Consider the following 23,491-nt stretch of genomic DNA (forward strand, 5'->3'; position numbering starts at 1 on the left):
TTCACCCCAGCAAGCCGCAATCTGACCGGATTAATTAGCAGAAAAATTGCGCGCTAGTCACCCCTAATGATTCAGTGGATAGTCTCTTAGCTCAAAGCACCACCACAACTCGAGCCACTTCCCGCTGTGCAACCATAGCAATAGGGTTTCGTCGCCACCGTTTCAATGACATCTAAGGATTCTGCTTCTAGGAGGTGCCGCACCGTTACCGGTTGGCCGTCGGGAGTGCGGGCTGGTAGAGCTTCCATCTGGTTAAAATCACAATCAAAAATATTGCCTTCATAATCCACAGAAAGCTGACTACGACACATAAGATTAGGCACTGTCGTCCCGTTGTGATGTGCCGCCAAAAAGCTGAGATAGGGTTTATAGAGCGCATGGGCCTGGAGATAATTTTTTACGCGGCCAATGGGTAAATTTGTGATCGTAAACAGGTGATTAAACTGAATTTGAAAATGGCGTGCTAAATAGGCTTTGTAATCTTGTTCTAGGTTCGCTTGATTGGGCGTGAGGGAAAAGTCTTGGTTCCGGGGCACGGGCGGATTGTAAACCAAGTCCAAGACCAGGGCTGGATCTCGACCATAACCCAAGGCATTTAATCGTTGTAAGGCCGCAATGGAATCTTGGTACACTCCCGCACCCCGTTGGCGATCGACGTTATCTTCTAAATAACAGGGCAGGGAAGCCACCACTCGCACCTGATTTTCTGCAAAATAGGTGGGTAAATCTTCGTACCCAGGCACGAAAAAAATGGTTAGGTTTGAGCGCACAATCACATCCTTCCCTGTTTCCCGTGCTGCAGCCACCAGTTGCCGGAACCCATCGTGCATTTCCGGCGCTCCCCCCGTGAGATCCACCGTTTGAATTTGGGGAAAGGTGCGAATCAGTTGGATCAATTGGGCACAAATCTCTGGGCTAAGTGCCTCGGTACGCTTCGGGCCGGCCTCAACATGGCAATGGGTACAGGCGAGGTTACATTTTTTGCCGAGGTTAATTTGGAGAGTGCTGATGGGGGTTTTGCTTAGGGGTTGACCCAAGGTTTTCTGAAAAGCTGGGATTGCAGTTTGGGTTGGGGTTTGAACCATGGTGATTGGGATAACAGAACAGGGATGAATTTTTAAGTTAGCAACAACTGTCAGTGCGACAACAGGCGTCGTCTTCGGTCAGTTGGGTGAGCTGGTAATCTGCGCCCTTGGTCTCCTGGGGATCACGGCGGGCCTCTGGGTGATAGTTAAATGGGGCGGCTGTTTCCGGGGGAATTGCTTGGTAGGGGGCAACGGGAATAAATTGCCCGGCATAGGGGCCATTGGGATTCGTCAGGCGTTGGAAGGTTTGATCGCACACGGCCATTCTTTCACCTCGAAAATAGGTGCGACCTGCATCATCTTGGATCTGCTTCCAGGGGCCTTTGTAAATGACGGCTTGGTGCCGTTCGCGACCAATTGCTTTTTCGCCTTTATAGGCCCGGACGGTCATAGAGCGAAATTCGATGCCATCAATGGTCTGCCAGGGTTCAGCCCCGTAATTAAGGATTTCAACGCTAGAAAAACCCGCCGCCTCAAACATTTGCAAAAATTCGGCTTCCAGAAAAGCGCCAGCAATGCAACCACTCCATAACTCTGGATCATTGAGGATTTTTTCGGTGGGTGGCTCATCACAGACGATATCCGAGATGACGGCGCGGCCCCCTTTTTTCAGAACCCGGTGGATTTCCTGGAACAGTTGTTGTTTATCACGGGGTTTGACGAGGTTTAAAACACAGTTGGAGATCACGAGGTCAATGCTCTCGTCGGCAATTAGGGGGGACTCTGCCCGGAGGCGATCGCCTTTTGTTTCATAGCGGGCAATATCTTCTAGGGTGGTAATGGGATTTGCCTGGAGCCAAGCCTGGAGGGGAGCGAAGGGAAGTTTAAGGTCTTGGATTTTTCCTTTGACAAATTCGGTATTGTGAAAGCCAATTTTCGTGGCGATCGCCCCTTGATATTTGCGGGCGAGATTTAACATCACATCATTAAAATCAACACCAATCACCTTCCCCGTCGGCCCCACTTTTTGGGCGACCATGTAGCAATTTTTGCCAGCTCCACACCCCAGATCAAGGACGGTATCTCCTGGGATTGCATAGCGAGTCGGATCACCACAGCCGTAATCCTTCGTCAAAATTTCATCGGGAATCACATCCAGATAATGGACATCCTGGTATTCTGTCGGGCAACACAGACTGGGTTCGTGGGTCTGGGCTCCCGCTTGGTAGCGACTGAGAACTGCATTCTCCACATCGTAAGTCGGTGTAATACTTTGTTCGGGCATTGGTGAGTTTCGACCCCAGATCAGCGCGTATGTGTTGATCATCATATCGATGATTTATGAAAATCACCTGAGTTAATGGCGCAAATACAGCTAAATCACCTGAATTTCTCCACCATCGGTCAACCTTTGACCCTATGTTTGCCCCTCGGTTCTTGCCTACAATGGGAAAGAATTTTTAAGTTTAAATGTTGCCTTCCCCCATGACCTCAAACGCTGCCCCCGTTGGAACTGACTTTGATCGTGCCATGATGCAACGCTGTATTACGTTAGCAAAGCAGGCAGCCGGAAAAACCGCCCCAAACCCAATGGTGGGCGCTGTGGTCGTTCAAGATCAAAACATTATTGGTGAAGGATTTCATCCGGGGGCAGGTCAACCCCATGCAGAGGTGTTTGCACTCCGGGAGGCAGGGGCAGCGGCCCAAGGGGCAACGCTCTATGTCAGCCTAGAACCCTGTAATCACCACGGCAGAACCCCTCCCTGTAGTCAGGCGGTGGTCAAAGCGGGCATTGCCAAAGTGGTGGTGGGCATGGTTGATCCCAATCCTTTGGTGGCAGGGGGCGGTTTAAAAACCCTCACGGATGCGGGTATTGAGGTCTTAACGGGTGTTGAAGAGGCCGCTTGTCGTGCGTTAAATGCGGGCTTCATTTGGCGGATGCTGCACCAGCGCCCCCTCGGTATTTTGAAATATGCCATGACCCTCGATGGAAAAATTGCCACAACCACGGGCCACAGTGCTTGGATTACCCACCAGGAAACCCGCAACCAGGTCTATGACCTCCGTTCCCAGTGTGATGCAGTGGTTGTCGGGGGAAATACGGTACGCCTTGATAATCCTTATTTAACGACCCACGGGACTACTGACCATAATCCTTTGCGCATTGTTGTAAGCCAAACGTTAACTCTGCCCCGCGATCGCCATTTATGGGATGTGACCGCTGCGCCGACGGTGGTTTTAACCCAGGCCACAGCGAATCCGGAGATGCAGGATTTCCTCCGGCAACGGGGAGTAGAAGTGGTACACCTTGATCCGGTTGCCCCTGAGGGCGTGATGCAATATCTCTACGACCGGGGTTGTTTGCAGGTGTTGTGGGAATGTGGCGGTACCCTGGCGGCGGCGGCGATCGCCTCTGGCAGTATCCAAAAGGTAATGGCTTTTATCGCCCCGAAAATTATTGGTGGGCAAGGGGCACCGACGCCCGTCGGCAATTTGGGTTTGACGCTCATGGACGAGGCGATCGCCCTCGAAAATGTCCAGCTTCAATCCATCGGCCACGATTTTCTGTTAACTGGCGATCTCCCCAATTTGAAGGAATAATTTGTCGCACTAAGCTTCACATGAGGCGTAACCAGGAAAATAGCTCTGTGGCGGTGAGTTGCCAAGGGGCGATCGCTGGCAAAACGGGAAGCAGATCATCTTGTTCTTTAAATTCAGCGAGTTTATCAGGGTAAAAAATGGTGACTGAGTAGTCCTCTGGGGCAATGAGCCAACCGAGCTTTGTCCCTTGTTGTAAGTAAGGAAAAAAGAATTTTTTCGATGACTCTGGGGGGATTTTGTTCTGGAAAGAGAATTTCAATCACCCAATCTGGAGCGACAGAAAACCGATTTTGGATTTCGCCATTTTCGTCTACAGGAATATTGGCCCACTCGAACACCGCAATATCAGGTACAAGAGAGCGATCGCCGAAGGTACAGCGCAATTCAGGAAAAGCATAGGCTAATTTTTCAGGCTGTCCAACGCGATTAATTTCCGCCACTAAACGACCTTGTAAGGTGCTGTGCTTTCCTTGGGGCATCGGTTTTTGATGAATTTTCCCGTTGATATATTCGCTTGCTGGTTTCGTTTCAGGTAACTCCAAAAATTCAGCTAGGGAAGATTCCTGAGAAACTGCTGTGACCATCGCCATTACAACTGCTCCTGTTCACTATGAAACCATTTTAGACTTCATTCTCAGTGCGTTAGTGTCAATGGTATCAACAAAAAAGGCGATCGCCTTTTATTTTTTCTTTGTCAATAAAGGCTTTAAAAATTTACCTGTATAGGATTCTTTGACTTTAATTAAATCTTCCGGTGTACCCGTCGCAATAATCTCTCCACCGCGATCGCCCCCCTCTGGCCCTAGATCAATCAGCCAATCACTACAGCGAATCACATCCAAATTATGCTCAATGACGAGGACAGAATTTCCTTTATCCACCAGTCGTTGCAACACATTTAACAGATGATGCACATCGTAAAACGATAAACCCGTCGTCGGTTCGTCAATCAGATAGAGGGTTTTGCCCGTTGCCCGTCGGGAGAGTTCCGAAGCCAACTTCACCCGTTGCGCTTCCCCGCCGGAAAGGGTCGGCGCAGGTTGCCCTAAGCGAATATATCCTAAGCCCACATCCACCAATGTTTGCAAGCGATTTGCCGCCGCCGTAATATTTTCAAAGACTTCCAAAGCTTCCTCCACCGTCATGTTCAGCACATCCGAAATGGAATAGCCCTTAAATTTCACCTGAAGCGTTTCGCGGTTATAGCGTGCCCCCTTGCACACCTCACACTGCACATAGACATCCGGCAAGAAATTCATCTCGATCACATTCACCCCCTGCCCACTACAGGCCTCGCAGCGTCCCCCTTTCACGTTGAACGAAAACCGCCCTTTTTTGTATCCTCTGGTTTTCGCCTCTACCGTCTCCGCAAATAAATTCCGAATCGGATCAAAAATACCCGTATAGGTCGCCGGATTAGAACGGGGGGTTCTGCCGATGGGGGATTGATCAATGACGATCACCTTATCAACAGATTTAAGTCCCTGCACTGCGCCCAACTCCTTTGGAAAAGGTACATTGCGATTCAAGCTATGTTGCAACGCTGGATAAAGCAATTCATTCATTAGCGTTGATTTTCCCGAACCGGAAACCCCCGTCACGGACACCAATTTGCCGAGGGGAATTTCTACGGTGATATTTTTGAGATTATTTTTGGTGCAATTTTCGAGGCGTAATCTGCCGCCGTTGCCTTCCCGTCGCTCTGGGGGGGTGGCGATCGCCCGTCTGCCGGACAGATAAGCGCTGGTGAGGGATTTTTTGTTCTTCAGAAATTTGTCAAAGCTGCCCTGAAAGACGATTTCGCCGCCATGTACCCCCGCTTTTGGCCCAATATCAACGATGTGATCGGCGGTGCGGATCGTGTCTTCGTCATGTTCCACGACAATTAAAGTATTGCCGAGGTCGCGCAATTTTTTGAGGGTTTGCAACAGTCGCTCATTATCCCGCTGGTGGAGGCCGATGCTGGGTTCGTCGAGTACATACAAGACCCCCGTTAGCCCTGCGCCGATCTGGGTGGCAAGGCGAATGCGCTGAGCTTCGCCGCCGGAGAGGGTCATCGCCGCCCGATCAAGAGTGAGGTAATCTAAGCCGACATCCAGCAGGAATTGTAACCGCGCCCGAATTTCCTTTAGGGCTAATTCCCCAATCAATTTTTGGCGATCGCTTAACTGTAAATTTTCGACCCGTTCGAGACAGTCGCGGATGGCAACGCTGGTCAATTCATCAATATTGTATTGCCCTAAACGGACGGATAATGCTTCTGGTTTAAGGCGTTTTCCGTGGCAAACTTCACAGGGTTGATTAATTAAATATTTTTCCAGTTTATCTTTGATGGCATCGGAATTTGTATCTTCATAATTGCGTTCTAAAAGTTTTAAAATTCCCGAATAATGGCGATAGTAACCTTTGCCACCGCCATAGCGAGATTCCTCCTCAAACCAAATCGGTTCTTCGGTGCCATGGAGTAAAATTTCTTGGTGTTCTTTTTTGAGTTTTTCCCAAGGCGTTTGAATCTCAAAACCGAAGTTTTGCCCAAGGTTATATAGCAATGATAAATAATAGGTATTTTCTTTTTCCGACCAAGGGGCGATCGCCGCATAGAGGGGTTGTTTCGGATCGGGAATGACGAGATCAGGGGAAAAACGCCGATGACTGCCTAACCCATGGCAAGCGGGACAAGCACCATAGGGGGAGTTAAAAGAAAACAAACGGGGCGAGAGTTCCTCCATTACTGCGCCATGTTCGGGGCAAGCAAAATTTTCGGAAAAAATAATCTGTTCACCCGTCTCGATTAAATCAACAATTGCTGTCCCTTCGGAATGTTTTAAACAGGTACTCAAAGAATCCACTAAACGCTCTTGAATTCCCTCTTTTTTCACTAAGCGATCCACCACAATTTCAATGGTGTGATAGTGATTTTTATTGAGGGTGATATTGTCACTGAGTTCACGGGTTTCGCCATTAATTCTCACCCGGGCAAACCCTTCGGCGGCAATACTAGAAAGGGTCTTTTTATGGGTTCCCTTTTGGTGACGCACAATCGGTGCAAGCAACTGAAATTTCGTTCGATCCGGCAATGTCAACACCCGATCACACATCTCATCGATGGTCTGGGGCGCAATCGGGCGATCGCAGTGGGGACAGTGGGGCTCTCCCGCCCGCCCGAAGAGTAACCGCAGATAATCGGCAATTTCCGTGACCGTGCCGACGGTGGAGCGGGGGTTATGGGAGGTGGATTTTTGGTCAATGGAGATCGCTGGACTCAAACCTTCAATCGCGTCCACATCAGGTTTATCCAACTGCCCCAAAAACTGGCGGGCGTAAGCACTGAGGGATTCTACATAACGGCGCTGTCCCTCCGCAAAAATCGTGTCAAACGCCAAGGATGATTTTCCCGAACCCGACACCCCCGTAAACACAATCAACTGGTTACGCGGCAAATCGAGATCCACATTTTTTAGGTTGTGCTGTCTTGCGCCACGGATGCGGATTTGGTCAGATTTGCTCATGGGGGGCGATCGCCAATTTTGAGAAAAGTGCCTAAACATTATAAATAGACCTGTCGAGAATTTCAGAACCCTTTCCAGGCCAGATCCTCAACAGCAAAACCACAGTTGGGTTTTAAATGAGTCAAAAAGAAAACCACAGCCCGATGCCGTGGTTTCACAGATAACCTAAATAGTTGTGGTGTTAAATCACTATGCTGAGATCAACCTAGAGATTCTCGCTAGTTTCACTAGATGTTTCCAATTCTGCCATTAATGCAGGGGGCACAATCACGGTATCGATCACATGGACAACGCCATTACTAGCTTCGATATCTGCCATGACAACATTTGCATTGTTGACTTTCACGCCATCATCGAGGGAAATCACCACATCACTACCTTCAACGGTGGTGACAGCCCCAGCACTGAGATCAGTGGACATGACATTACCGCTGACTACGTGGTAGGTCAAAATTTGAGTGAGGATTTCCTTGTTTTCAGGGAGTAAAAGGCTTTCGAGCACGCCATCGGGCAGGGCTGCAAAGGCATCATTGGTGGGAGCAAAAACAGTGAAAGGGCCTTCGCCAGCAAGGGTCTCGGCGAGGTCAGCCGCAGAAACTGCCGCTACGAGGGTCGAAAAAGCATCGTTGCTAGCAGCAATGTCCACAATGGTTGGTGCTGTCATTGCCGCTGCGGGTGCAGGCGCTTCGGCTTCGGTCATGGGCTTGGTTTTGTCTCCGTAGCTACCATAGTCCCCTGCTTGGGCAACGGTACTTAAGCCAAGGGTGCTACCAAGGGCGAGACTGAGGGCGAGGGTTTTTGTAAAACGCATAGATACTTCCTGTCTGTGAGCGAACAATAAAGTTGTTTCTTTTCGTAGTGTTTTGTAAAGAAAACTTTACAATCATCCTCACTGTAGCAAGTATTTTTCGTTTTGGCAGGAATTGTCTGGAAAGGTCTATTTATCGGGAAATGGCGGAACTTTCTGGGGCAAACGACAGTCTAAGAATAGTTATTTTTGAAATTTGTTGGCGATACCACAGGCCACAAAGCTTAGAGCAGACTTGACTTTTTAAGAAAGAACGCGCAGAGGATAAATCGTCCACATTTGTCCCGTAACCGTGGGGAGATGAATTTTAAAATTACGGCCATCGGTTGCCAGTTTGGTCACAACTGCAAACAAATCGTTCACAAAGGGAGAGACATGGCGGAGGCGATCGCAACCACTTTGTACCAACTTTAAACACCAGTGGCGCAGCACATCATACAAAACTTCGAGGCCAATGTAGATGGCGACTTGCTGGAGTTGACTAAGGTTGAGGGTCAGGGGCGAAAGGCAATAAAGCCAGCATAAGAAACCAAAGATTGCGAAGGTAAGGGCGAGTTTGAGGGAGTGGTGACGGAAAAAAGTAGTGATAATCATCGGACTGGCCTGCTCTGTTGTGGTACTGCTTGATAGTTGCCACGTCCCAGAACAGATGCAGTATTTTATTTATCTACTCACCGCAAAAGCCCCCTAACAGATTAGCCATGTTAGGGAGAAGATTGTGCTGGCAGGTTTTGACCAAGGCAATGATGTGCTTTGTGCCATCACACCACCACCTTGGCGATCGCCTTTTTTAGAAAGAGAAGAGAGAGCTCTGGTTTTGGAAGCTGTTCTGGAAGCTGCTGTTGTTGACGCTGTTGCCGAAACCAATTCCCGCACCTGTTTGGCTTGCACCCACCTGGGCAACACTGGCATTATTGCCGAACCCAAAGGCGTCGGATTGGAGCTGGGTGCTGGATTGACCGAGGTTGTTGTTGACATTGTTGAAAAAGCCATCAGCCACAGCAGTCTGGGAACCGACAATCGTTGACTGGGCACCGTTGTTACCACCACTAAAGAAACCGCTTTGGTTTTGGAAATTCGATTGGCCCATGGTGTTAGAAGTAGAGTTGCCGACGCCAACAGCGGCACTGGTTTGTTCAGAAATCATTGTGCTGCTAGAAACATTATCGGCTTTAGCGGGTTGAGCGATACTCAGGACACCGAGGGCAAGGAAAGCACCAGCGGTAGCCAGTTTGAGGGATTGGGGGCGGGAGAAAGCGAAAGTAGTCATGGGTCAGTTACCTGTTGATTGATTGTTGTGTGTTGCCAGGTGATAGTGACCGAAAATTTTGCTTATGCAGTTTTTAAGCGCAACTTTTTTGAAAATCCTTCACCATCAAGGGTTACAACGTTCTTGGTAAAAGCTGGCCATCTGCTTGAATCGTTAAAGGAGTCTCCGGAAAATCCCGCTGGGTCAACTGTTGCATCCGCTTAATCGCTGTCCCCGTGGCATCGTAAAACGGAAATCCCTGACCGTTGAGGCGCACAGGATGAAGTTTCCCCTTTAGAAAACGCCCCTCACTACTCATCGAAACCTCTAAAATGACGCTTTCGGCGAGGGTACTGGCCACTGACAGGGCACCATCGGCGACGAAATTACCGAGGGAATAGGCGATCAAACGGCCTTGGTAAAGTTCTACTGCCCGGAGCACATGGGGGCCATGGCCAACAATTAAATCTGCTCCGGCATCAATCAGAGTCCGGGAAAATTTGTGGAGGTCGCCACGGTTTTCCCCAAAAAACCATTCGGTACCAGGCCGGACGCGATTTGCCCCAGTGCCTTCGGCGCCAGCATGGACAGAAATAACGATAATATCGGCTTTAGCGTCGGCTTCCTTGACCAGAGCGACGGCGGCATTCAGGTCTTGAACCGTATTGTGATATTGGTAGGTACTAAAACCGATGAGGGCGACGGTGAGGTCTTTGTGTTGGTGGTAATGGATTTGGTTTTTAACGCCAATGGGGGCAATGCCAGTGTCTGTAAGAGTCGTTTGGGTATCTTGAAAGCCTGTTTGTCCGTAGTCGAAGGTGTGGTTGTTCGCAATGCTAAGGGCTTGGAATCCTGCATCCTTGAGGAGATTGGCATAGCTAGGGGCCGTCCGAAAAGCAAAGACATTGGGGCGACTAATATCTTTTGCGGCGTAGGGATGATTGGTGAGGGTTGTTTCTAGATTGCCGATAAGGAGGTCACTCCAACCGAGCTGGCCTTCGACCCCGGCAAACATTTGCATTTTCTGTTCGACTTGGGGCGTTTTCGAGTAGCGAGTCCCTGGGGCCATATCCCCAACGGCCTTGAGGGTGATGACGGTCGTTTTGGTTTGGGGGACGGGGGCGATCGCCTTGGCCGCATCGGTGGCAATTGTGGCGAGGGTGCTGTTGCTAATGGCGACGGAAGTGCTGATAAAAGAGACTTGTTGGCGTTGATAATGCCTAAATCCGAGGATGCCAAGGGAAGTGATAATTGTTAGGCCACCTAAACCCCAGGGCAACCAACGGCGCAGGGAAACAGTAGACAAAGAAAACTGTGCCATAGCAACGGACGCAGAAGTACCGCTTTATCGTACTGGATTTTGGGTGCTTCGATGTTTAGGAGACACAGAAAATAAATCACCGGTGGCGATCGCCTTTTTTTTGCCCTGATTCTTAACTCTTAATTGTTGGCGAACTTTTAGGGCCGTTGAAAGTTTATTTACCAGCGGGTGTCGAGGTAGATATTTTGGTCGTTGTGGTAGGTGGGCCGTTGCCAGGGGTTACGCTGCCAATAGGTGCTGAATTGGGGTGATGAACTAGGCTCTTTTTTCCAGGGCTGTTGCCAATAGGGTTCATATTGCCAAGGGCGACTTTTCTTGCTTTTGAAAGTATTACTAAAAGAATAAGTATGGTGGCTAGTCGGCCGTCGGTAGTGGGCTGGTTTCCAGGGGCGATCGCCTGGTCGTCGATAGGCGCTAGACCCAGGGTAGCTATGGTAATAGGGCGAACGGGAGTAGTAGGAATTGCCGTTGATAAAGGTATTGGGGCCAAAGGTCTGGATACTGTATTGATTGCCCCGACCATCTTGGCAGGTGGTATAAAAATCGCTAATCCGGAGACAGGTTCCCTGGGCCGCGACGGGGATCGCCAGACAGGAAATCCCCAGGGCCAAAATTAAAGCTTTCATTGGGTTGATGCAGAGCGCTGAAACTTGCCTTCAGTATAGCCAAAGGAATTTGAATTTCCTGGTGCTTACCAGTTCCATAGGAGCGGATTTTCGTCTAGAGGATCGGTTACTGTCCGCCCGATATGGTCAATGGCTTCGAGATCTTTAGCCGTTAACTCGACATCGATGGCCTGGGCATTGGCGATCGCCTGTTGGGCATTGCGCGCGCCGACAATGGCATTGGTTTGGGGCTGCCGAATCAGCCAGGCGATCGCCAGTTGAGCTAAGGTGCAATTTTTTGTCGTGGCGATCGGTTTCAGGAGTCCGAGGGCCGTTTGTACCCGTTGATAATTTTCTGGGTCAGCATAGAGACGGTTGTGGGAGCGGTGATCCCCCGCCGCAAACTGGTGATCGGGGCCAAATTTCCCCGTCAGTAGACCCTGAGCCAAGGAAGAATAGGCGAGGATCGAAATTTGCTGGGCTGCGCAAAAAGGTTGAATCTCCCGTTCAATGGCCCGCCAAAATAAAGAATAGGGCGGTTGAATACTATCGATTTGGCCGTGTTCCATAGCTTCCTGGAGTTGCGCGAGAGAAAAATTAGACACGCCAATGGCGCGAATTTTGCCCTGTTCTTTCAATTGGTTCAGGGCAGCCATGGTTTCAGCGATGGGCACCAGGTCAGAATTCCACGTTCCCGCTGGCCAGTGGATTTGATACAGATCGATGTAGTCTGTCTGGAGCCTGTTGAGGGAATTTTCGCAGGCGGTGATCACCTGGTCGTGGTGGAGGTGATTGGCAAAGACTTTCGTTAATAGGGTCACTTGATCCCGTTGGGGGGCGATCGCCTCGGCGACCCGACGTTCAGAATCCCCATCGCCATAAATTTCAGCGGTATCGATGGTCGTAATGCCTGCATCTACGGCGGCACGGATCCCGGCCACAATTTCTTGGTCGTCAATATCCGCCCAATTGCGCTTGCCCGCTTGCCAAGTACCGAGAATAATCGGGGTGATTTGGACGGCACTTTGGCCTAGTTGTCTTGTTTTCATAAGCTCGTTTTTCTGGCGGGTCATTGGTTCCACTGTAGCTTGTTCCGCTGGGGAATTAATCTACTCCGTCAGATTCGATAAGCTGGGGGAGCAAGGGTTGGAGGAAAATAAACATGACCATCCAGGAACGTTTGATTTGGTTGCAGGAACGCACCAGTCTCGGTTGTTTGTCGCTGGAAACCCTAGGGGCGATCGCCACGGCACTCCAAAGGCAAACCCTCCCTCCCCAACAGACCCTCAGCGAGATCGACCAAGCTCCCCAAGGTTTATACATTTTGATTTCCGGGGAGGTGATCAGCCACAAAAGCGCGGCTGCACCAGAGACCAACCCATTAACCAGAGGCAGTACGATTAATCTGCGGCCTTTACTCCTCAATGAAGCTTCCCAAGAGGCGATCGCCACCGTCACCGACACAGAAGTGTGGTTTATGCCGCGCCAACAGTGGCAAGACCTGATCCAAAACTATCCTGAAATTACCCAGGCCTTTTCCCAGGATCTCGCCCAGGAGCTGGCAGAAGTCGCCCAAGCCCTCCAACAGGAACAGCAACAACAGGAAATTTTGCGCCCCTACCTTGTCACCAAAGCGAAACGGGGGGTTGTGGGGAAAAGTCGCTACGCCAAACGCCTGCGGCAACAAATTCGTGAGGCGGGCACCCATGATCGATCCATTTACATTTTTGGGGAACCGGGTTTAGAAAAAGATAATTTAGCCGCCTTGATTCACTACGGTTCGCCCCGACGCCGACAGCCGATTATTAAAATCGATTGCAGTATTCTCCAAAAAAGTGGTGCTGAACTCTTTGGCCGCACCGATGGTAAAAAAGGTCTCTTGGCATGGCTGGGAAAAGGCACCCTAATTCTCAACAAAATTGAAGAATTGCCCCCGGAACTGATCGATAAAGTCGCCACGTTAATCGAAACCCAGACCTATACCCCCATCAGTCGCCCCGGTGATCCAGAACCTGTCCCCCAACAAACGGCGGCAAAATTGGTGGCGATCGCCGAACGACAACTCCCCGCCGTGGCCCGCCATTTTTCTGAAACAATTAAAGTGCCGCCGCTGCGGGTGCGCAAAGCAGATCTCGCGGCCCAGGTGGAATATTACACCAGCTTATTTTGCCGGGCGAAGGGCCTCGATAAACCGACCCTCACCCCCGAAGCCCTCCGTCGCCTCCAGTCCTATGATTTCCCGAACAATATCCGCGAACTGCAAAACCTGGTAGAACGAGCCATTGTTCAATCGGATCAAGGGTCAATACTCACCGAAGAAATTTTTTGGTCAGCCCAGGGGAAACAAAAACGCTTTCGCCTCAATTTACTCAATGCCTATCCTACCTTTCGCCGCTTTCTCCGGAGCGCTTGGTGGCCCGACCGCATTAACTATGGTTTTACGGCGATCGCCTTTCCGTTGATTATTGCTGTTCTATTTCTCGCCCCCCAAACCCGTGACCAAAACTTTGCGCTGAATTTCTTTTGGGCTTGGTGGTGGCCCCTGGTGCTCCTCGCCTTTCCCTTTGTTGGTCGCCTCTGGTGTGCCGTTTGTCCGTTTATGATCTACGGGGAAATTACCCAGAAAATTACCACCGAACTCCTAAAGCGCGACCTCAAACCCTGGCCCCGTCAGCAGGCAGAAAAATGGGGCGGTTGGTTTCTCTTTGGCTTATTTGCCCTGATTTTCCTTTGGGAAGAACTGTGGGATTTACAAAATACGGCTTATCTTTCGGCTTGGTTGCTGATTATCATTACTGCCGGGGCGATGATCTGCTCGGCGATCTTTGAGCGGCGGTTTTGGTGTCGCTATCTTTGTCCCATCGGCGGCATGAATGGCCTCTTTGCAAAACTTTCGATGACGGAGTTGCGGGCGCAACAGGGCACTTGTTCGGCGGAATGTAGCACCTATCAATGTTATAAAGGCGGCCCCCAAAAGGGTGAAGGCTTAGAAACGGCGGGCTGTCCCCTCTATTCCCATCCGGCCCAACTGGAGGACAACCGCGATTGTGTACTGTGCATGACCTGTCTCAAGGCTTGCCCCCATCGATCGGTAGCGGTAAATCTACGCCCCCCAGCCATTGAACTGTGGACAACCCACCGCCCCCGCACCTATGAAGTCGCTCTTTTACTATTACTCCTGGGGGGAATCTTTCTCCATCGGCTGCCAGAAATTAACCAAATCCTGGGTTTAAATGTAGACCTCAGTCAATTTTGGCCCCACCTGGGATTGGCGATCGCCGCCTTGGGAGTGCCCGCTGGAGTAGTCCTATTAACAGGGGCCGTGGTGCAATTTTTAAACTCTCCCCCCAAGGCAAAACCCTTTTTACAATTGGCCTATGGTTATCTGCCTTTGGTTTTGGGGGGCAGCCTCGCCCATTATCTCCGCCTCGGCCTAGGGGAAGCCGGTCAAATTTTACCCGTAACCATGGCCACCTTCGGTCTCCAGGGCAGCACCTTGCCAATTGTTGTCGCCCATCCCGCCGTGATTGCCTTTCTCCAGGGTTCAACTCTAATCTTTGCAACGCTCTGTACTTTTGTGCTCACGAAAAAAATGAGTAAACAATCCTGGCGATCGCTGTTGCCCCAGTACCTAACAAGTCTCGGTCTCGCCTGGGCGATGGCTCAGATCATTGTCGGTTTGTAACAGAGTTTTGTTACAAAACCCCAGGGCTTAACATCGTTTTTTCAACCGTTATTGCTCTATCCCGATCCCCTGAAAGGATTGGGGTTACTGCTGTTTGGGGCAAATAGGACTTTGATGGCTCACACCTCAGAAAAATATTTTTTCGTCAATAACTTGCAATATTTGTTTACATTCTGTTATATTTGTTCATGTAAGCAAGCACGAGGTTCCCTCAATGGCTACTGGTTATACTTCCAACGAATTCGGTCAACTCAACAGCTTTGCAATCGAGCCTGAAGTCTACGTTGATACAGAACATACCGCCGGCTGGACAGCCTACGCCGAAAAGTTAAATGGCCGCCTGGCAATGATTGGTTTTGTGGCGCTCATCGCAACGGAATTGATTGGTGGCGACACCCTGATCAATCTCTTGTTCCAACTCTAATTTTTTAGTTTTTCCCCAGTTATTTGTCGTTTTACGAGGCTAGTTGCAATGTTTGGTTCCCTGGTTATCTTGATTCGCAAAGTCATGGGTACAGCCCGTTTTAACAAAACCCGTGGTAAGGTCATTGGTCTTCATTGCAAGACAATCACCAACTTTTGCAACACCGTCGGCCTCGACGCAAAAACGCGACAAAATCTAATTCGCCTCGCGAAATCCAATGGCCACCGCCTAGGTTTCATGGCCTAAACTCCGTTGCATTCTTAGGTACTCACTATGTCCCGTCAACCAATCACCAAAAAACAAACCCCAGCTTCTCAAAATGCGGGTATTGTTGCGATTCTCTTTTTCCTAGCTGGTGCGCCCCACATCTACAGTTTTCTCAAACGACGTTCCCAGCAGGGGGCAAGTCTTGGGGCCTTAGGGATGAAGATCTTAGGGTTGCTCGGGACGGGTACCATCGGGGCGATCGCCGTGAATGCCCTTTAGGGTTATCTATAGTTTTCTACAAGTTTGTCCAAGTTTTATTCTCCTCTACACGAGCAATCGTAATCATCAACTCTAAGACTCCGGTGGGATGGGGTTTTAGGTTTTTTTTATGGGAGAGATTAAAAGGCGTTCTCAATGAATATGGAGAGTTATGCCTTGAATTGGGCGATCGCCTTTTGCACCGCACTTTGAAACTCATGCCAAGACTTCTGACATCCTTCTGCCAGTTCTTGCCAAGCATTATCTGTACTGTGTTTCAGGTGATTGACCTGTTCTTGGAGCTTAACTTTCTGGGATTCGAGGGCGGCAATGTTCGCCTCAAAAGCAGATCTCGCTTCCGCCTTCGCAAGATTGGCTTGGAGCTTTAATTCATCGATATTGCGAGAGGCTTCGTCAATTTGCTGGTGCAGTTGGGTGACGAGCTCGTCTTTATTGCTGGGTAAATTCATCGTTTTCTCCTCTTGTTCGACTGCGCTTCAATTGTTGATCAAGGCCGGGTAAACAAAGTCCGCTTATTTGCTGAAATTTGTTACGTCGTGGTCAGATAGCATTGTGCAGATCGCTCCACACTAAATCAAGTATAGAAAAAATATTGAAGTTTTTGGTTGTTCTGAGCCAAATTTTCATGTCAGGCTGATTCGTTTTAAATATGACTCCAGGAAGTGCGCCAGATCTGCATTTTTTCTAGGGGTTAATTGTTTAGTTGCAGGGGAGAAATTTATAAAAAATCGATAAATTTAGGTTAACAACTTGTCATCGAAGTCTTCAATGAGCCAGAAAATGCTCTTAAGAAATCTTAATCTTGTCTTTCGGATTTTTGTAGGCAATTGCCTTGCGGCTTTCGAAATTTATGTCACAAAAAATGTAACCATCGTTGAGGCCAGAAAAATCCTGTTTAAGCTGGGGGCATTAGTAAACGAGAAAAACTTTTTTGGCTTGGGATCGTCGGTGTAAATAAATCTCCGAATTTTAAATCTGTTGAAGTCAGAAGGTTATCGGCAAAGGTGTGATGATGAACAAAAAATTAGTTGGCAATTGTTTAATGATCGCTGGGGCGATCGCCCTTGGGGGAATTGGCATTTCACGGCAGCTACCACCGGCCACCAGCCAAGGGGTTTGTCGGAATACGAATGATTTAAGCGCCGTTGATGCAACTCGTATTGTTAAGTTCGAGCAATTTGGTATCCAACTAGAAATTCCTCGGAATTTTCGGACGATGCTCCGCAATGATGGCAGCATTTCAATCCTCAGGCCGGGAGATTTTAACTTGATTCGTTGCCTTGCCCAAGGAACGCCCGTGCTAGGGACAGATGCGATTTATCCCCAGACCCTCCGGCGGCAACCCAACCCCCAAAATTTAACCCTCCAAGAGTTTGCCCAGGGGCGCACCGTGGGGCCAAATCCGAAGGTCAGTCGGGCATCAATTAATGGCATTGATGTGGTTTTTGCGGAAATTCAAAGCCAGTTTGATGTGGCCTATGGTTGGTACGAAGCGCCGGATGTGCCGGGGATCGTTGAGGTGCAAAGCGTGAACAAGGCGTCTTTGGTGAATTTATTTGATCAGGCGACGTTATTGGCCCAGGCGAGCGAGCCACTCCTATTTGCTAACAACCAGGGGGCGGCCCAGGATCCGCTCATGGTGGCTTTGGCAACGGCAAAAGGCCTTGGTTACACTCCAGAGAGTTTTCGGGTCAGCATCGAACGACAAAACGATACGGTGGAAAACCCCCAACGCTCTACGGTGACGATCACCCAAGAAGGTCTGTTGGATGATTCGGTGCGGGGGCAACGGTTTACGATTTCCCTCAATAAAAATGCCAATGGCACCTGGACGGTCAGCGATCGCCAAGTGACCTGGCGCTGCCAACCGGGTCGGGGTTCCCAGACCTATTCAGCGCAACTCTGTCTCTAGCGTTTTTTTTGGCTGGAATGTTTGACTGAAATTTAAAGTGATTACCCAGGAGCCTTGCCCACCATGCAAAAATTTTACTATTACACCCTCCCCGCCACGGCCTTTGTTTTCAGTGCGATCGCCGCCTATCAGTTTTTCGGGAATCGCACCACCGCCAGTATTCAGCCCTCGCCGCCCCAACCGGGCTTTGGTGCTGTTTTAAAACAAACCCCAACTAAACCTGAGCCGAGTCTTCCTACCCCAGAGCCAGGGATCACTCCACCAATCCCCGTGGCGATCGCCCGCACGGTGACGGGATCGGAAAAAGCCAGTATTTTTCAGCGGGTGGTGGATCAGCAAGCCAGCCTTGGCCTCTGCCTGGACAACGATAATTTAGCTGCGAATCTCGATGATGCGGCGGTGTATCAACAGGGCGAAGATCAATATTTGGTGAGTGTGCTGTGCTTTATGGCGGCTTATCAGGGAGCCTATGAATTTGTTTATGTTGACGGTGAAACTATCACCCATTCCCGCTTGGCCCTCGCTGGCTTTCCCACCTTTGACCCAGAAACCAGCGTTCTCAGCAATGGCTATAAATTTAACGGCGCAGGGACTTGCCTAGAGGACTCTGAATATTATTGGGATGGCTATAGCCTGCGACTTATCTCTGCCAGTTTGATCGATGGCGTCCCCAATGGCTGTGCAGATCTCGGTGTGCGATCGCCCAGTGCAGATTATCTAATTACCGCCGAGGGGGTCGGGCCTGCCCGTCTAGGAATGACTTTTAGGGAGTTCAAAGCCCAACTTCCCGAAGCGGCCACCTTGGAAGCCGTGCCTTTGGGGGTCGATCTGCCCACCGGCTGGCAAGTAAATCTCTACGGTGCAGCCCAGTTTGTGGTGGCCTTTGATGGGGACAGTGGTGACAATCTTCCCGGTGACCAGGACAAAATTATTCGGATTATGGTGGACAATCCCAGTTACCGTACCGCTGCGGGGGTTGGCCCTGGCACTCCCCTATCCGAGGCGATCGCCGCCTATGGCCCTGCAACCCTCAGCTACAGCACAGAAAATGAAAGTCGAGAATTGATTCAATTTGCCGACTCCCCTTTCAGCACTGACCAAACATCCTGGCTCTTTTTCCGCTCGAACCAATGGACCCTAAGCGATTACGCAGGTATTTATCCCGATCGCCGAGTCAGTTACCAAACAACAACCCAATACGAAGACCATGCCGCCATCGGCTCCATTTGGCTAACCCAAGATTGATCAAAAGATTACTCTTGAATTTTTAAGACGGTCACTAAATTCAGGGCCTGAAGCTGGGAATAAATGAGCAGATTGGAGATGAGAGACGTGACAATGACGATCAAAGCCGTCAGCCCATAGATACCGGAATTTAGGGTTAACGGTAGACGATAAAGCTCCGTATTGTAAGCTTGCACCAACAGCCAGAGCAGCAGTACCCCCAGCCCCAAACCCAAGGGAATAGCGATGAATGTGAGCAGAGTTTGTTCCCCTAGGAGGATAAAAGCAATTTCGGTTTGGGTAAATCCCATCACCCTCAGAGTGGCTAACTCGTGGCTTCTTTCGGACAGGGCAAGGCGCGCTGAATTGTAAACCACACTGAAAGTGATAATGCAGGCAAAGAGGACAATAATGCCGGTCATAATCTGGAGGCTTTCGCCGCTAATGGCTTGGAAACTTTCTAACAAAGCTTCCCGAAACGCAATGCCCTCAATGGCTGGTAGTTGTTTTAGGGCTTGGTAAAGTTGTTCTTTCACTTGGGAGTCAATGAGGACATAGGCCCCGGAAATGACCTGGCCTTCACCCAGCATTTGATTCAGCGCTGCTAAATTCATGTAGGCCGATAGGCCAATCGGTTCATCCACTAAGCCCATTACCCAGGTTTGTGTTTGTTGGCGTTTCCCCTCAAGGACTTCGACTCCGAGGCGATCGCCGGGTTGAATATGGAGGATTTCCCCCAACTTTGTGCCCAAGACAAGACCTGCTGGCGGTAAAGATACAGGTTGCAGTTGACGGTTAACGAGTTGTCGTAATTCCCCTTGGGGTTCGAGGCCGGTAATCGCCAGGCGATATTGATAGTGGCCGTGGCGTAACCGCACTGGCACCGACCGAAAAACCTCCGTTTTGAGAATGCCTGGGAGGTGGCGCAGGTGATAGCGGCTGCGATAGGGCAACAGTTGATTAAACGTTAAGGTCATGTCTTCGCGCTGGACGGTTTGGAATTGGATATCCATTAAAGCCGTCATGGATCCTTGCAGGCCAAACCCTGTTAGTAAAATAGCCACAGCCACAGCAATGCCGAGGATCGATAAGCTAGCGCGGAGGGGACGACGTTCGAGATTGCGAAGAATAATCCGTCCGGCTGGCGAAAAAAACCGTTGTAAGCCCAATCTTTCGACCATGGTGGCGCGAAATGTCACGGGTTGTTTGGGTCGCATGCCCTCGGCTGGGGGTAAGAGAATCGCTTCCCGTACCGCCATCAATCCACCAATACAGGCCGCACCGCCACTAATAAGCAAGGCGGTGATGATAAGCAGGGCACTGGCTTCATAGCGCAGGAAGGGAAAATGGAAAAAGTCTGCGTATAGTTGGGTTAAACCTTGTCCGAGCCAAAGCCCGCAGGATAACCCCAAAACAGCACCACCACTAAAAACCAGCAACATGAATTTGAGGTAATGCCAGCCCACTTGGACATTGGTATAGCCAAAGGCCTTGAGCACGGCAATTTGTCCCCTTTGGATGGCAATCAGGCGGGAGATTAAAATATGGAGCAAAAAAGCGGCGATCGCCAAAAAGATTGTCGGTAGGATCGTGGCAGAGACTTCTAAACTCTGAATTTCATCGCTCACAATCCGGTGGGAAAACTGATCACTGCGACCGTAGGCCCCCAAGCCGCCATAGCCTTCGAGGAGGTGATCTAACTGGGTAATCACGGCCCGTTCATTGGCCCCAGGAGTCAACGTGAGCACCACGCTATTAAAAGCACCATCAAGGCCAAAAGCATGACTTAAGGCGGTTTCGTTGGCCCAGAGAATGCCAAAACGTTTGTCGTCTGGGTAAATATTTCCCCCGGAAACCGCATAGATATATTCAGGGCTGAGGGCAATGCCCGTGACCCGGAGATTTTGCCAGCGACCATTGAGAATTGCCCCCAGGTGATCGCCCACTTGGATCTGATTGGCGATCGCAAAGGCCTCACTGATGAGCACTTCCTCAGGCTGCTGGGGATCGGGAAAGGTGCCTGGACTGCGCAAAAACAAACCATTGAGCATCCCCTCGCGTCTAGGAGGCAGGGAAATTAACCGCGCTGTGGCGGGTTCTAAGAGTCCCGGTACATTGAGGGTGACATCGGCGACAATCCGGGTTTGTACTTCCTGAACTGCGTTGATGGCGGCAATTTGTGGTTGTAAGCTTTGGGGCGCGCGCTTCAGTTCCGCAAACACTTCCCCAAACCGATAGCGTTCATAGTAGGCTGTCTGGGTCAACACCAGGGAATGGTAAGCACTGAGCATCATCACAAAACAAGCAATGCCACAGGCCACCACGAGGGCGATCGCCAAAAGTTGACCCCACTGGGCCTGTAAATCTCGCCATAACTTCCGATCCAGCGGTGCAACCATCACTTACCACTCCAAAAGCAATGGTGATTGTTTAATCGCATTCGTTTCGATGGCGACTATTTCCCCACTGCGCATCCGCAAGACCCGGTCGGCCATGGCCGCAATCCCGGCATTATGGGTAATTACGGCGACGGTGGTGCCCAGGTCGTGGTTGATCTGTTCGAGCACTTGCAGCACCCGTTTCCCGGTTTGGAAATCTAAGGCTCCCGTCGGTTCGTCGCAGAGCAAAACCTCTGGTTGTTTGGCGATCGCCCGGGCGATCGCGACCCGTTGTTGCTCGCCCCCCGATAGTTGAGCTGGGAAATGATCGAGGCGATTCTCTAAACCCACTAAGGTCAAAGCCTCCGTTGGTGCCATGGCATGGGCCACCAAATCCGTTACGAGGGCCACGTTTTCGGCGGCGGTCAGACTTGGGATCAAATTATAAAATTGGAACACAAAGCCCACATGGTTGCGGCGGTAACGGGTGAGTTGCGCTTCATTAGCGGTGGTGAGACTTTTGCCCCGAAAAAAAATTTCGCCCGTACTCGGAATATCTAAACCCCCCAAAATATTCAGCAAGGTTGATTTACCACTCCCCGAAGCGCCCAACAGCACGACAAATTCCCCCTCGTATAATTCTAAATCGATATTTTTTAGGGCTTGTACGGCCACATCGCCGATGTAATAGGTCTTGGAAAGGTGTTGAATCCAAAAAAGAACAACGGGTGAGTCGGTCATAATTATCGCCCCCTAGTTTGTCGGCGCTGCACGGTCTGCTTGGGGCTGTACTCGACGCCCAGTTTGAATATCTCCAGAGGGATAAAGGATCACTTGATCATTGGCAGCTAAACCGCTTTTGACCTGGGCATTCTGTTCCGTTTTGTGGCCAATCTCTACCGCCACTGCTTGGGCCTGTCCCGCTTCCACGAGAAACACACACCATTGCTCATCGCAGCGAAATAGGGCGCTAAGGGGCACCTGCAATACATTTCTGGCTTGCCAAACCACGATCTGAGTTTCGACCCGATATTGATCGCCCAGGTTGGCGGGAATGTCATCGAGGCTAACCACCACATTCACCCGTTGTTCTTCGACACCGAGGGCCGACACTTTGGTAAAAGCCGCTGGTTCAAGGCGTTTCACTTGGCCCGTCAAAGGGCGATCGCCACCCCATTGGTCGATGATGACAGGATTTCCGGGTTGAATCTGGGTCGCTTCACTAGAGAGCACATCCACCATCACCGCTAAATTTTGTAGATCTCCAAGCTCTAGCAGGGGCTGTCCCGCTTCCAGATATTGGTAATTTTTTTGATAGAGACGCAGCACTTGGCCACTGATGGGCGCTTTGATCGCGGTGCGTTGGACTTGGTCGGTGCGGTTGGCAAGCTCTGCCTCTAAACTGCGAATTTGGGCATCATAAACTTCGAGCAAATAATCAGGATCCTGTTGGGTGGCCCGCAGTTCATCCCGTGCGGCGATCGCCTCTTGCAGATTTGCCTGGGCTTGGTTCAGTCTTTGTTGTGCCACTTCTGAATTTTGGGCGATCGCCTTGGTATTCAGTGCCAATGTTTCCAGCGCTTGTTTCGAGATGGCCCCATTGCGGTAGAGAAATTCCCCCCGTTGTTGTTCCTGTTGCGCTTGGATGAAACGAATTCTCAATTCCGTGGCGATCGCCTGATCCCCTGCAATTTCCGCTTCAACCGCCTTGATCTTGGCTTCTGCTTGGGTCAAACTCTCTGTCTTCGGTCGGAGGGTGGCAACGCCTGTTTTTTCGGCTTGGAGGGCGTTGATTTGGGCCAAGATTGCCGACACATCATTATCAAATTCGAGGGGATCAATCTGGGCGATTACTTGATCCTGACTCACCGGATCACCGACTTCAAGATCCAGTCGGGGCACATAACCTGCAACGGAGGTAGACACCAGGTAGCGATCCTCAAGGTAGGTCTGTCCTTCCTCAATGACCATCACTTGCAAAGGCCCCGGTTTAATGGTCACCACTTCTACCGGAATCGGTTTTGGGCGGAAGAGGACAACACAAATTCCAGCAACGGCGATGATCCCCAAACCATACAGCCATGGTTTGAGCTGAAGGTCTAAAACTTTTGAGGATACGACGGCGTTTGTGGCCACGACGCAATGAAACCGATGGAGTCAGGTTATAAGTCTGGGAGCCTACTTCCATGGTAGCCATTGCCACTTACATCAGCCCGGTATAGTAATGTTTCGCTAAATCATACTGCGATCAATTATTTGGCGAT

The 23,491-nt window shown here is 50.2% G+C and carries 20 protein-coding genes and 1 pseudogene; 7 read left to right on the forward strand and 14 right to left on the reverse strand.

Translation table 11 applies throughout. From position 1 onward, the window contains the following. Window positions 1–86 precede the first annotated feature (86 nt). Window positions 87–1,085, reverse strand: a complete 999-nt coding sequence (gene arsS, locus AWQ23_RS07500) for an arsenosugar biosynthesis radical SAM (seleno)protein ArsS (RefSeq protein ID WP_062434012.1) — start codon at window positions 1,083–1,085, stop codon at window positions 87–89. 37 nt (window positions 1,086–1,122) lie between these two features. Continuing rightward, on the reverse strand, window positions 1,123–2,310 hold the full coding sequence (locus tag AWQ23_RS07505) for a methyltransferase domain-containing protein (RefSeq protein ID WP_062434014.1): 1,188 nt from the start codon (window positions 2,308–2,310) through the stop codon (window positions 1,123–1,125). 200 nt (window positions 2,311–2,510) lie between these two features. Here AWQ23_RS07505 and ribD point away from each other — a divergent pair, with 200 nt between their 5' ends. After that, a complete protein-coding gene (ribD, locus tag AWQ23_RS07510; RefSeq protein ID WP_062434017.1) occupies window positions 2,511–3,626 on the forward strand; it encodes a bifunctional diaminohydroxyphosphoribosylaminopyrimidine deaminase/5-amino-6-(5-phosphoribosylamino)uracil reductase RibD in 1,116 nt (371 codons plus the stop codon). Between the two features lie 16 nt (window positions 3,627–3,642). Here the strand turns inward: ribD and AWQ23_RS07515 are convergent. The 8 genes and pseudogenes from AWQ23_RS07515 to AWQ23_RS07550 form a co-directional block, all read right to left on the reverse strand. After that, window positions 3,643–4,216: pseudogene (locus tag AWQ23_RS07515) on the reverse strand (Uma2 family endonuclease). Between the two features lie 90 nt (window positions 4,217–4,306). Then, complete coding sequence (gene uvrA, locus AWQ23_RS07520; protein ID WP_062434018.1) at window positions 4,307–7,135, reverse strand: excinuclease ABC subunit UvrA; 2,829 nt, start codon at window positions 7,133–7,135, stop codon at window positions 4,307–4,309. Window positions 7,136–7,340: 205 nt separating this feature from the next. Beyond that, entirely contained in the window at window positions 7,341–7,946 is a 606-nt protein-coding gene (locus tag AWQ23_RS07525) for a fasciclin domain-containing protein (RefSeq protein WP_062434020.1), read from the reverse strand. Window positions 7,947–8,186: 240 nt separating this feature from the next. Continuing rightward, window positions 8,187–8,537 (reverse strand): hypothetical protein, encoded by a 351-nt coding sequence (locus AWQ23_RS07530; RefSeq protein ID WP_062434022.1) that lies wholly within the window; start codon window positions 8,535–8,537, stop codon window positions 8,187–8,189. Between the two features lie 196 nt (window positions 8,538–8,733). Beyond that, a complete protein-coding gene (locus AWQ23_RS07535; RefSeq protein ID WP_062434024.1) occupies window positions 8,734–9,213 on the reverse strand; it encodes a hypothetical protein in 480 nt (159 codons plus the stop codon). A gap of 112 nt (window positions 9,214–9,325) precedes the next feature. After that, window positions 9,326–10,513, reverse strand: coding sequence for a CapA family protein (locus AWQ23_RS07540; RefSeq protein WP_232308864.1), 1,188 nt, complete (start codon window positions 10,511–10,513; stop codon window positions 9,326–9,328). A gap of 158 nt (window positions 10,514–10,671) precedes the next feature. Next, window positions 10,672–11,139, reverse strand: a complete 468-nt coding sequence (locus tag AWQ23_RS07545; protein WP_062434026.1) for a hypothetical protein — start codon at window positions 11,137–11,139, stop codon at window positions 10,672–10,674. 65 nt (window positions 11,140–11,204) lie between these two features. Next, window positions 11,205–12,167 (reverse strand): aldo/keto reductase, encoded by a 963-nt coding sequence (locus AWQ23_RS07550; RefSeq protein WP_012307088.1) that lies wholly within the window; start codon window positions 12,165–12,167, stop codon window positions 11,205–11,207. A gap of 113 nt (window positions 12,168–12,280) precedes the next feature. Here AWQ23_RS07550 and AWQ23_RS07555 point away from each other — a divergent pair, with 113 nt between their 5' ends. The 4 genes from AWQ23_RS07555 (at window position 12,281) to AWQ23_RS07570 (ending at window position 15,713) form a co-directional block, all read left to right on the forward strand. Further along, complete coding sequence (locus tag AWQ23_RS07555; RefSeq protein ID WP_062434028.1) at window positions 12,281–14,803, forward strand: sigma 54-interacting transcriptional regulator; 2,523 nt, start codon at window positions 12,281–12,283, stop codon at window positions 14,801–14,803. A gap of 214 nt (window positions 14,804–15,017) precedes the next feature. Further along, window positions 15,018–15,227 carry a chlorophyll a/b-binding protein gene (locus tag AWQ23_RS07560; protein WP_012307090.1) on the forward strand — a complete coding sequence of 70 codons (210 nt, stop codon included), beginning with the start codon at window positions 15,018–15,020 and terminating at the stop codon, window positions 15,225–15,227. 48 nt (window positions 15,228–15,275) lie between these two features. After that, window positions 15,276–15,473, forward strand: a complete 198-nt coding sequence (locus AWQ23_RS07565; RefSeq protein WP_012307091.1) for a hypothetical protein — start codon at window positions 15,276–15,278, stop codon at window positions 15,471–15,473. A gap of 27 nt (window positions 15,474–15,500) precedes the next feature. Further along, complete coding sequence (locus AWQ23_RS07570; RefSeq protein ID WP_030007154.1) at window positions 15,501–15,713, forward strand: hypothetical protein; 213 nt, start codon at window positions 15,501–15,503, stop codon at window positions 15,711–15,713. A 149-nt stretch (window positions 15,714–15,862) separates the two neighbouring features. Here AWQ23_RS07570 and AWQ23_RS07575 read toward each other — a convergent pair whose 3' ends face one another. Continuing rightward, window positions 15,863–16,162: a hypothetical protein gene (locus tag AWQ23_RS07575; protein WP_030007153.1), complete on the reverse strand. Its 300-nt coding sequence runs from the start codon at window positions 16,160–16,162 to the stop codon at window positions 15,863–15,865. Between the two features lie 560 nt (window positions 16,163–16,722). Here AWQ23_RS07575 and AWQ23_RS07585 point away from each other — a divergent pair. Together AWQ23_RS07585 and AWQ23_RS07590 are read left to right on the forward strand one after the other, a co-directional pair. Next, window positions 16,723–17,625 (forward strand): hypothetical protein, encoded by a 903-nt coding sequence (locus AWQ23_RS07585; protein ID WP_138073271.1) that lies wholly within the window; start codon window positions 16,723–16,725, stop codon window positions 17,623–17,625. A 63-nt stretch (window positions 17,626–17,688) separates the two neighbouring features. Continuing rightward, window positions 17,689–18,870 carry a DUF1176 domain-containing protein gene (locus AWQ23_RS07590; RefSeq protein ID WP_062434036.1) on the forward strand — a complete coding sequence of 394 codons (1,182 nt, stop codon included), beginning with the start codon at window positions 17,689–17,691 and terminating at the stop codon, window positions 18,868–18,870. A gap of 8 nt (window positions 18,871–18,878) precedes the next feature. Here AWQ23_RS07590 and AWQ23_RS07595 read toward each other — a convergent pair whose 3' ends face one another. From AWQ23_RS07595 to AWQ23_RS07605, 3 genes are read right to left on the reverse strand one after another with little or no spacing between them, the layout of a single operon-like run. Then, on the reverse strand, window positions 18,879–21,248 hold the full coding sequence (locus AWQ23_RS07595; RefSeq protein ID WP_062434038.1) for an ABC transporter permease: 2,370 nt from the start codon (window positions 21,246–21,248) through the stop codon (window positions 18,879–18,881). A 3-nt stretch (window positions 21,249–21,251) separates the two neighbouring features. Further along, window positions 21,252–21,968, reverse strand: a complete 717-nt coding sequence (locus AWQ23_RS07600) for an ABC transporter ATP-binding protein (RefSeq protein ID WP_062434041.1) — start codon at window positions 21,966–21,968, stop codon at window positions 21,252–21,254. A 12-nt stretch (window positions 21,969–21,980) separates the two neighbouring features. Beyond that, window positions 21,981–23,363, reverse strand: a complete 1,383-nt coding sequence (locus tag AWQ23_RS07605; RefSeq protein ID WP_062434044.1) for an efflux RND transporter periplasmic adaptor subunit — start codon at window positions 23,361–23,363, stop codon at window positions 21,981–21,983. Between the last annotated feature and the right edge of the window lie 128 nt (window positions 23,364–23,491).

The organism is Picosynechococcus sp. PCC 73109, from assembly GCF_001521855.1.
Classification (GTDB): Bacteria; Cyanobacteriota; Cyanobacteriia; order Cyanobacteriales; family MRBY01; genus MRBY01.

Coding starts and splice junctions, on each gene's coding strand:
- arsS (WP_062434012.1), bottom strand. CDS start 1,085: ATGGTTCAAACCCCAACCCAAACTGCAATCCCAGCTTTTCAGAAAACC.
- AWQ23_RS07505 (WP_062434014.1), bottom strand. CDS start 2,310: ATGCCCGAACAAAGTATTACACCGACTTACGATGTGGAGAATGCAGTT.
- ribD (WP_062434017.1), top strand. CDS start 2,511: ATGACCTCAAACGCTGCCCCCGTTGGAACTGACTTTGATCGTGCCATG.
- uvrA (WP_062434018.1), bottom strand. CDS start 7,135: ATGAGCAAATCTGACCAAATCCGCATCCGTGGCGCAAGACAGCACAAC.
- AWQ23_RS07525 (WP_062434020.1), bottom strand. CDS start 7,946: ATGCGTTTTACAAAAACCCTCGCCCTCAGTCTCGCCCTTGGTAGCACC.
- AWQ23_RS07530 (WP_062434022.1), bottom strand. CDS start 8,537: ATGATTATCACTACTTTTTTCCGTCACCACTCCCTCAAACTCGCCCTT.
- AWQ23_RS07535 (WP_062434024.1), bottom strand. CDS start 9,213: ATGACTACTTTCGCTTTCTCCCGCCCCCAATCCCTCAAACTGGCTACC.
- AWQ23_RS07540 (WP_232308864.1), bottom strand. CDS start 10,513: ATGGCACAGTTTTCTTTGTCTACTGTTTCCCTGCGCCGTTGGTTGCCC.
- AWQ23_RS07545 (WP_062434026.1), bottom strand. CDS start 11,139: ATGAAAGCTTTAATTTTGGCCCTGGGGATTTCCTGTCTGGCGATCCCC.
- AWQ23_RS07550 (WP_012307088.1), bottom strand. CDS start 12,167: ATGAAAACAAGACAACTAGGCCAAAGTGCCGTCCAAATCACCCCGATT.
- AWQ23_RS07555 (WP_062434028.1), top strand. CDS start 12,281: ATGACCATCCAGGAACGTTTGATTTGGTTGCAGGAACGCACCAGTCTC.
- AWQ23_RS07560 (WP_012307090.1), top strand. CDS start 15,018: ATGGCTACTGGTTATACTTCCAACGAATTCGGTCAACTCAACAGCTTT.
- AWQ23_RS07565 (WP_012307091.1), top strand. CDS start 15,276: ATGTTTGGTTCCCTGGTTATCTTGATTCGCAAAGTCATGGGTACAGCC.
- AWQ23_RS07570 (WP_030007154.1), top strand. CDS start 15,501: ATGTCCCGTCAACCAATCACCAAAAAACAAACCCCAGCTTCTCAAAAT.
- AWQ23_RS07575 (WP_030007153.1), bottom strand. CDS start 16,162: ATGAATTTACCCAGCAATAAAGACGAGCTCGTCACCCAACTGCACCAG.
- AWQ23_RS07585 (WP_138073271.1), top strand. CDS start 16,723: ATGATGAACAAAAAATTAGTTGGCAATTGTTTAATGATCGCTGGGGCG.
- AWQ23_RS07590 (WP_062434036.1), top strand. CDS start 17,689: ATGCAAAAATTTTACTATTACACCCTCCCCGCCACGGCCTTTGTTTTC.
- AWQ23_RS07595 (WP_062434038.1), bottom strand. CDS start 21,248: ATGGTTGCACCGCTGGATCGGAAGTTATGGCGAGATTTACAGGCCCAG.
- AWQ23_RS07600 (WP_062434041.1), bottom strand. CDS start 21,968: ATGACCGACTCACCCGTTGTTCTTTTTTGGATTCAACACCTTTCCAAG.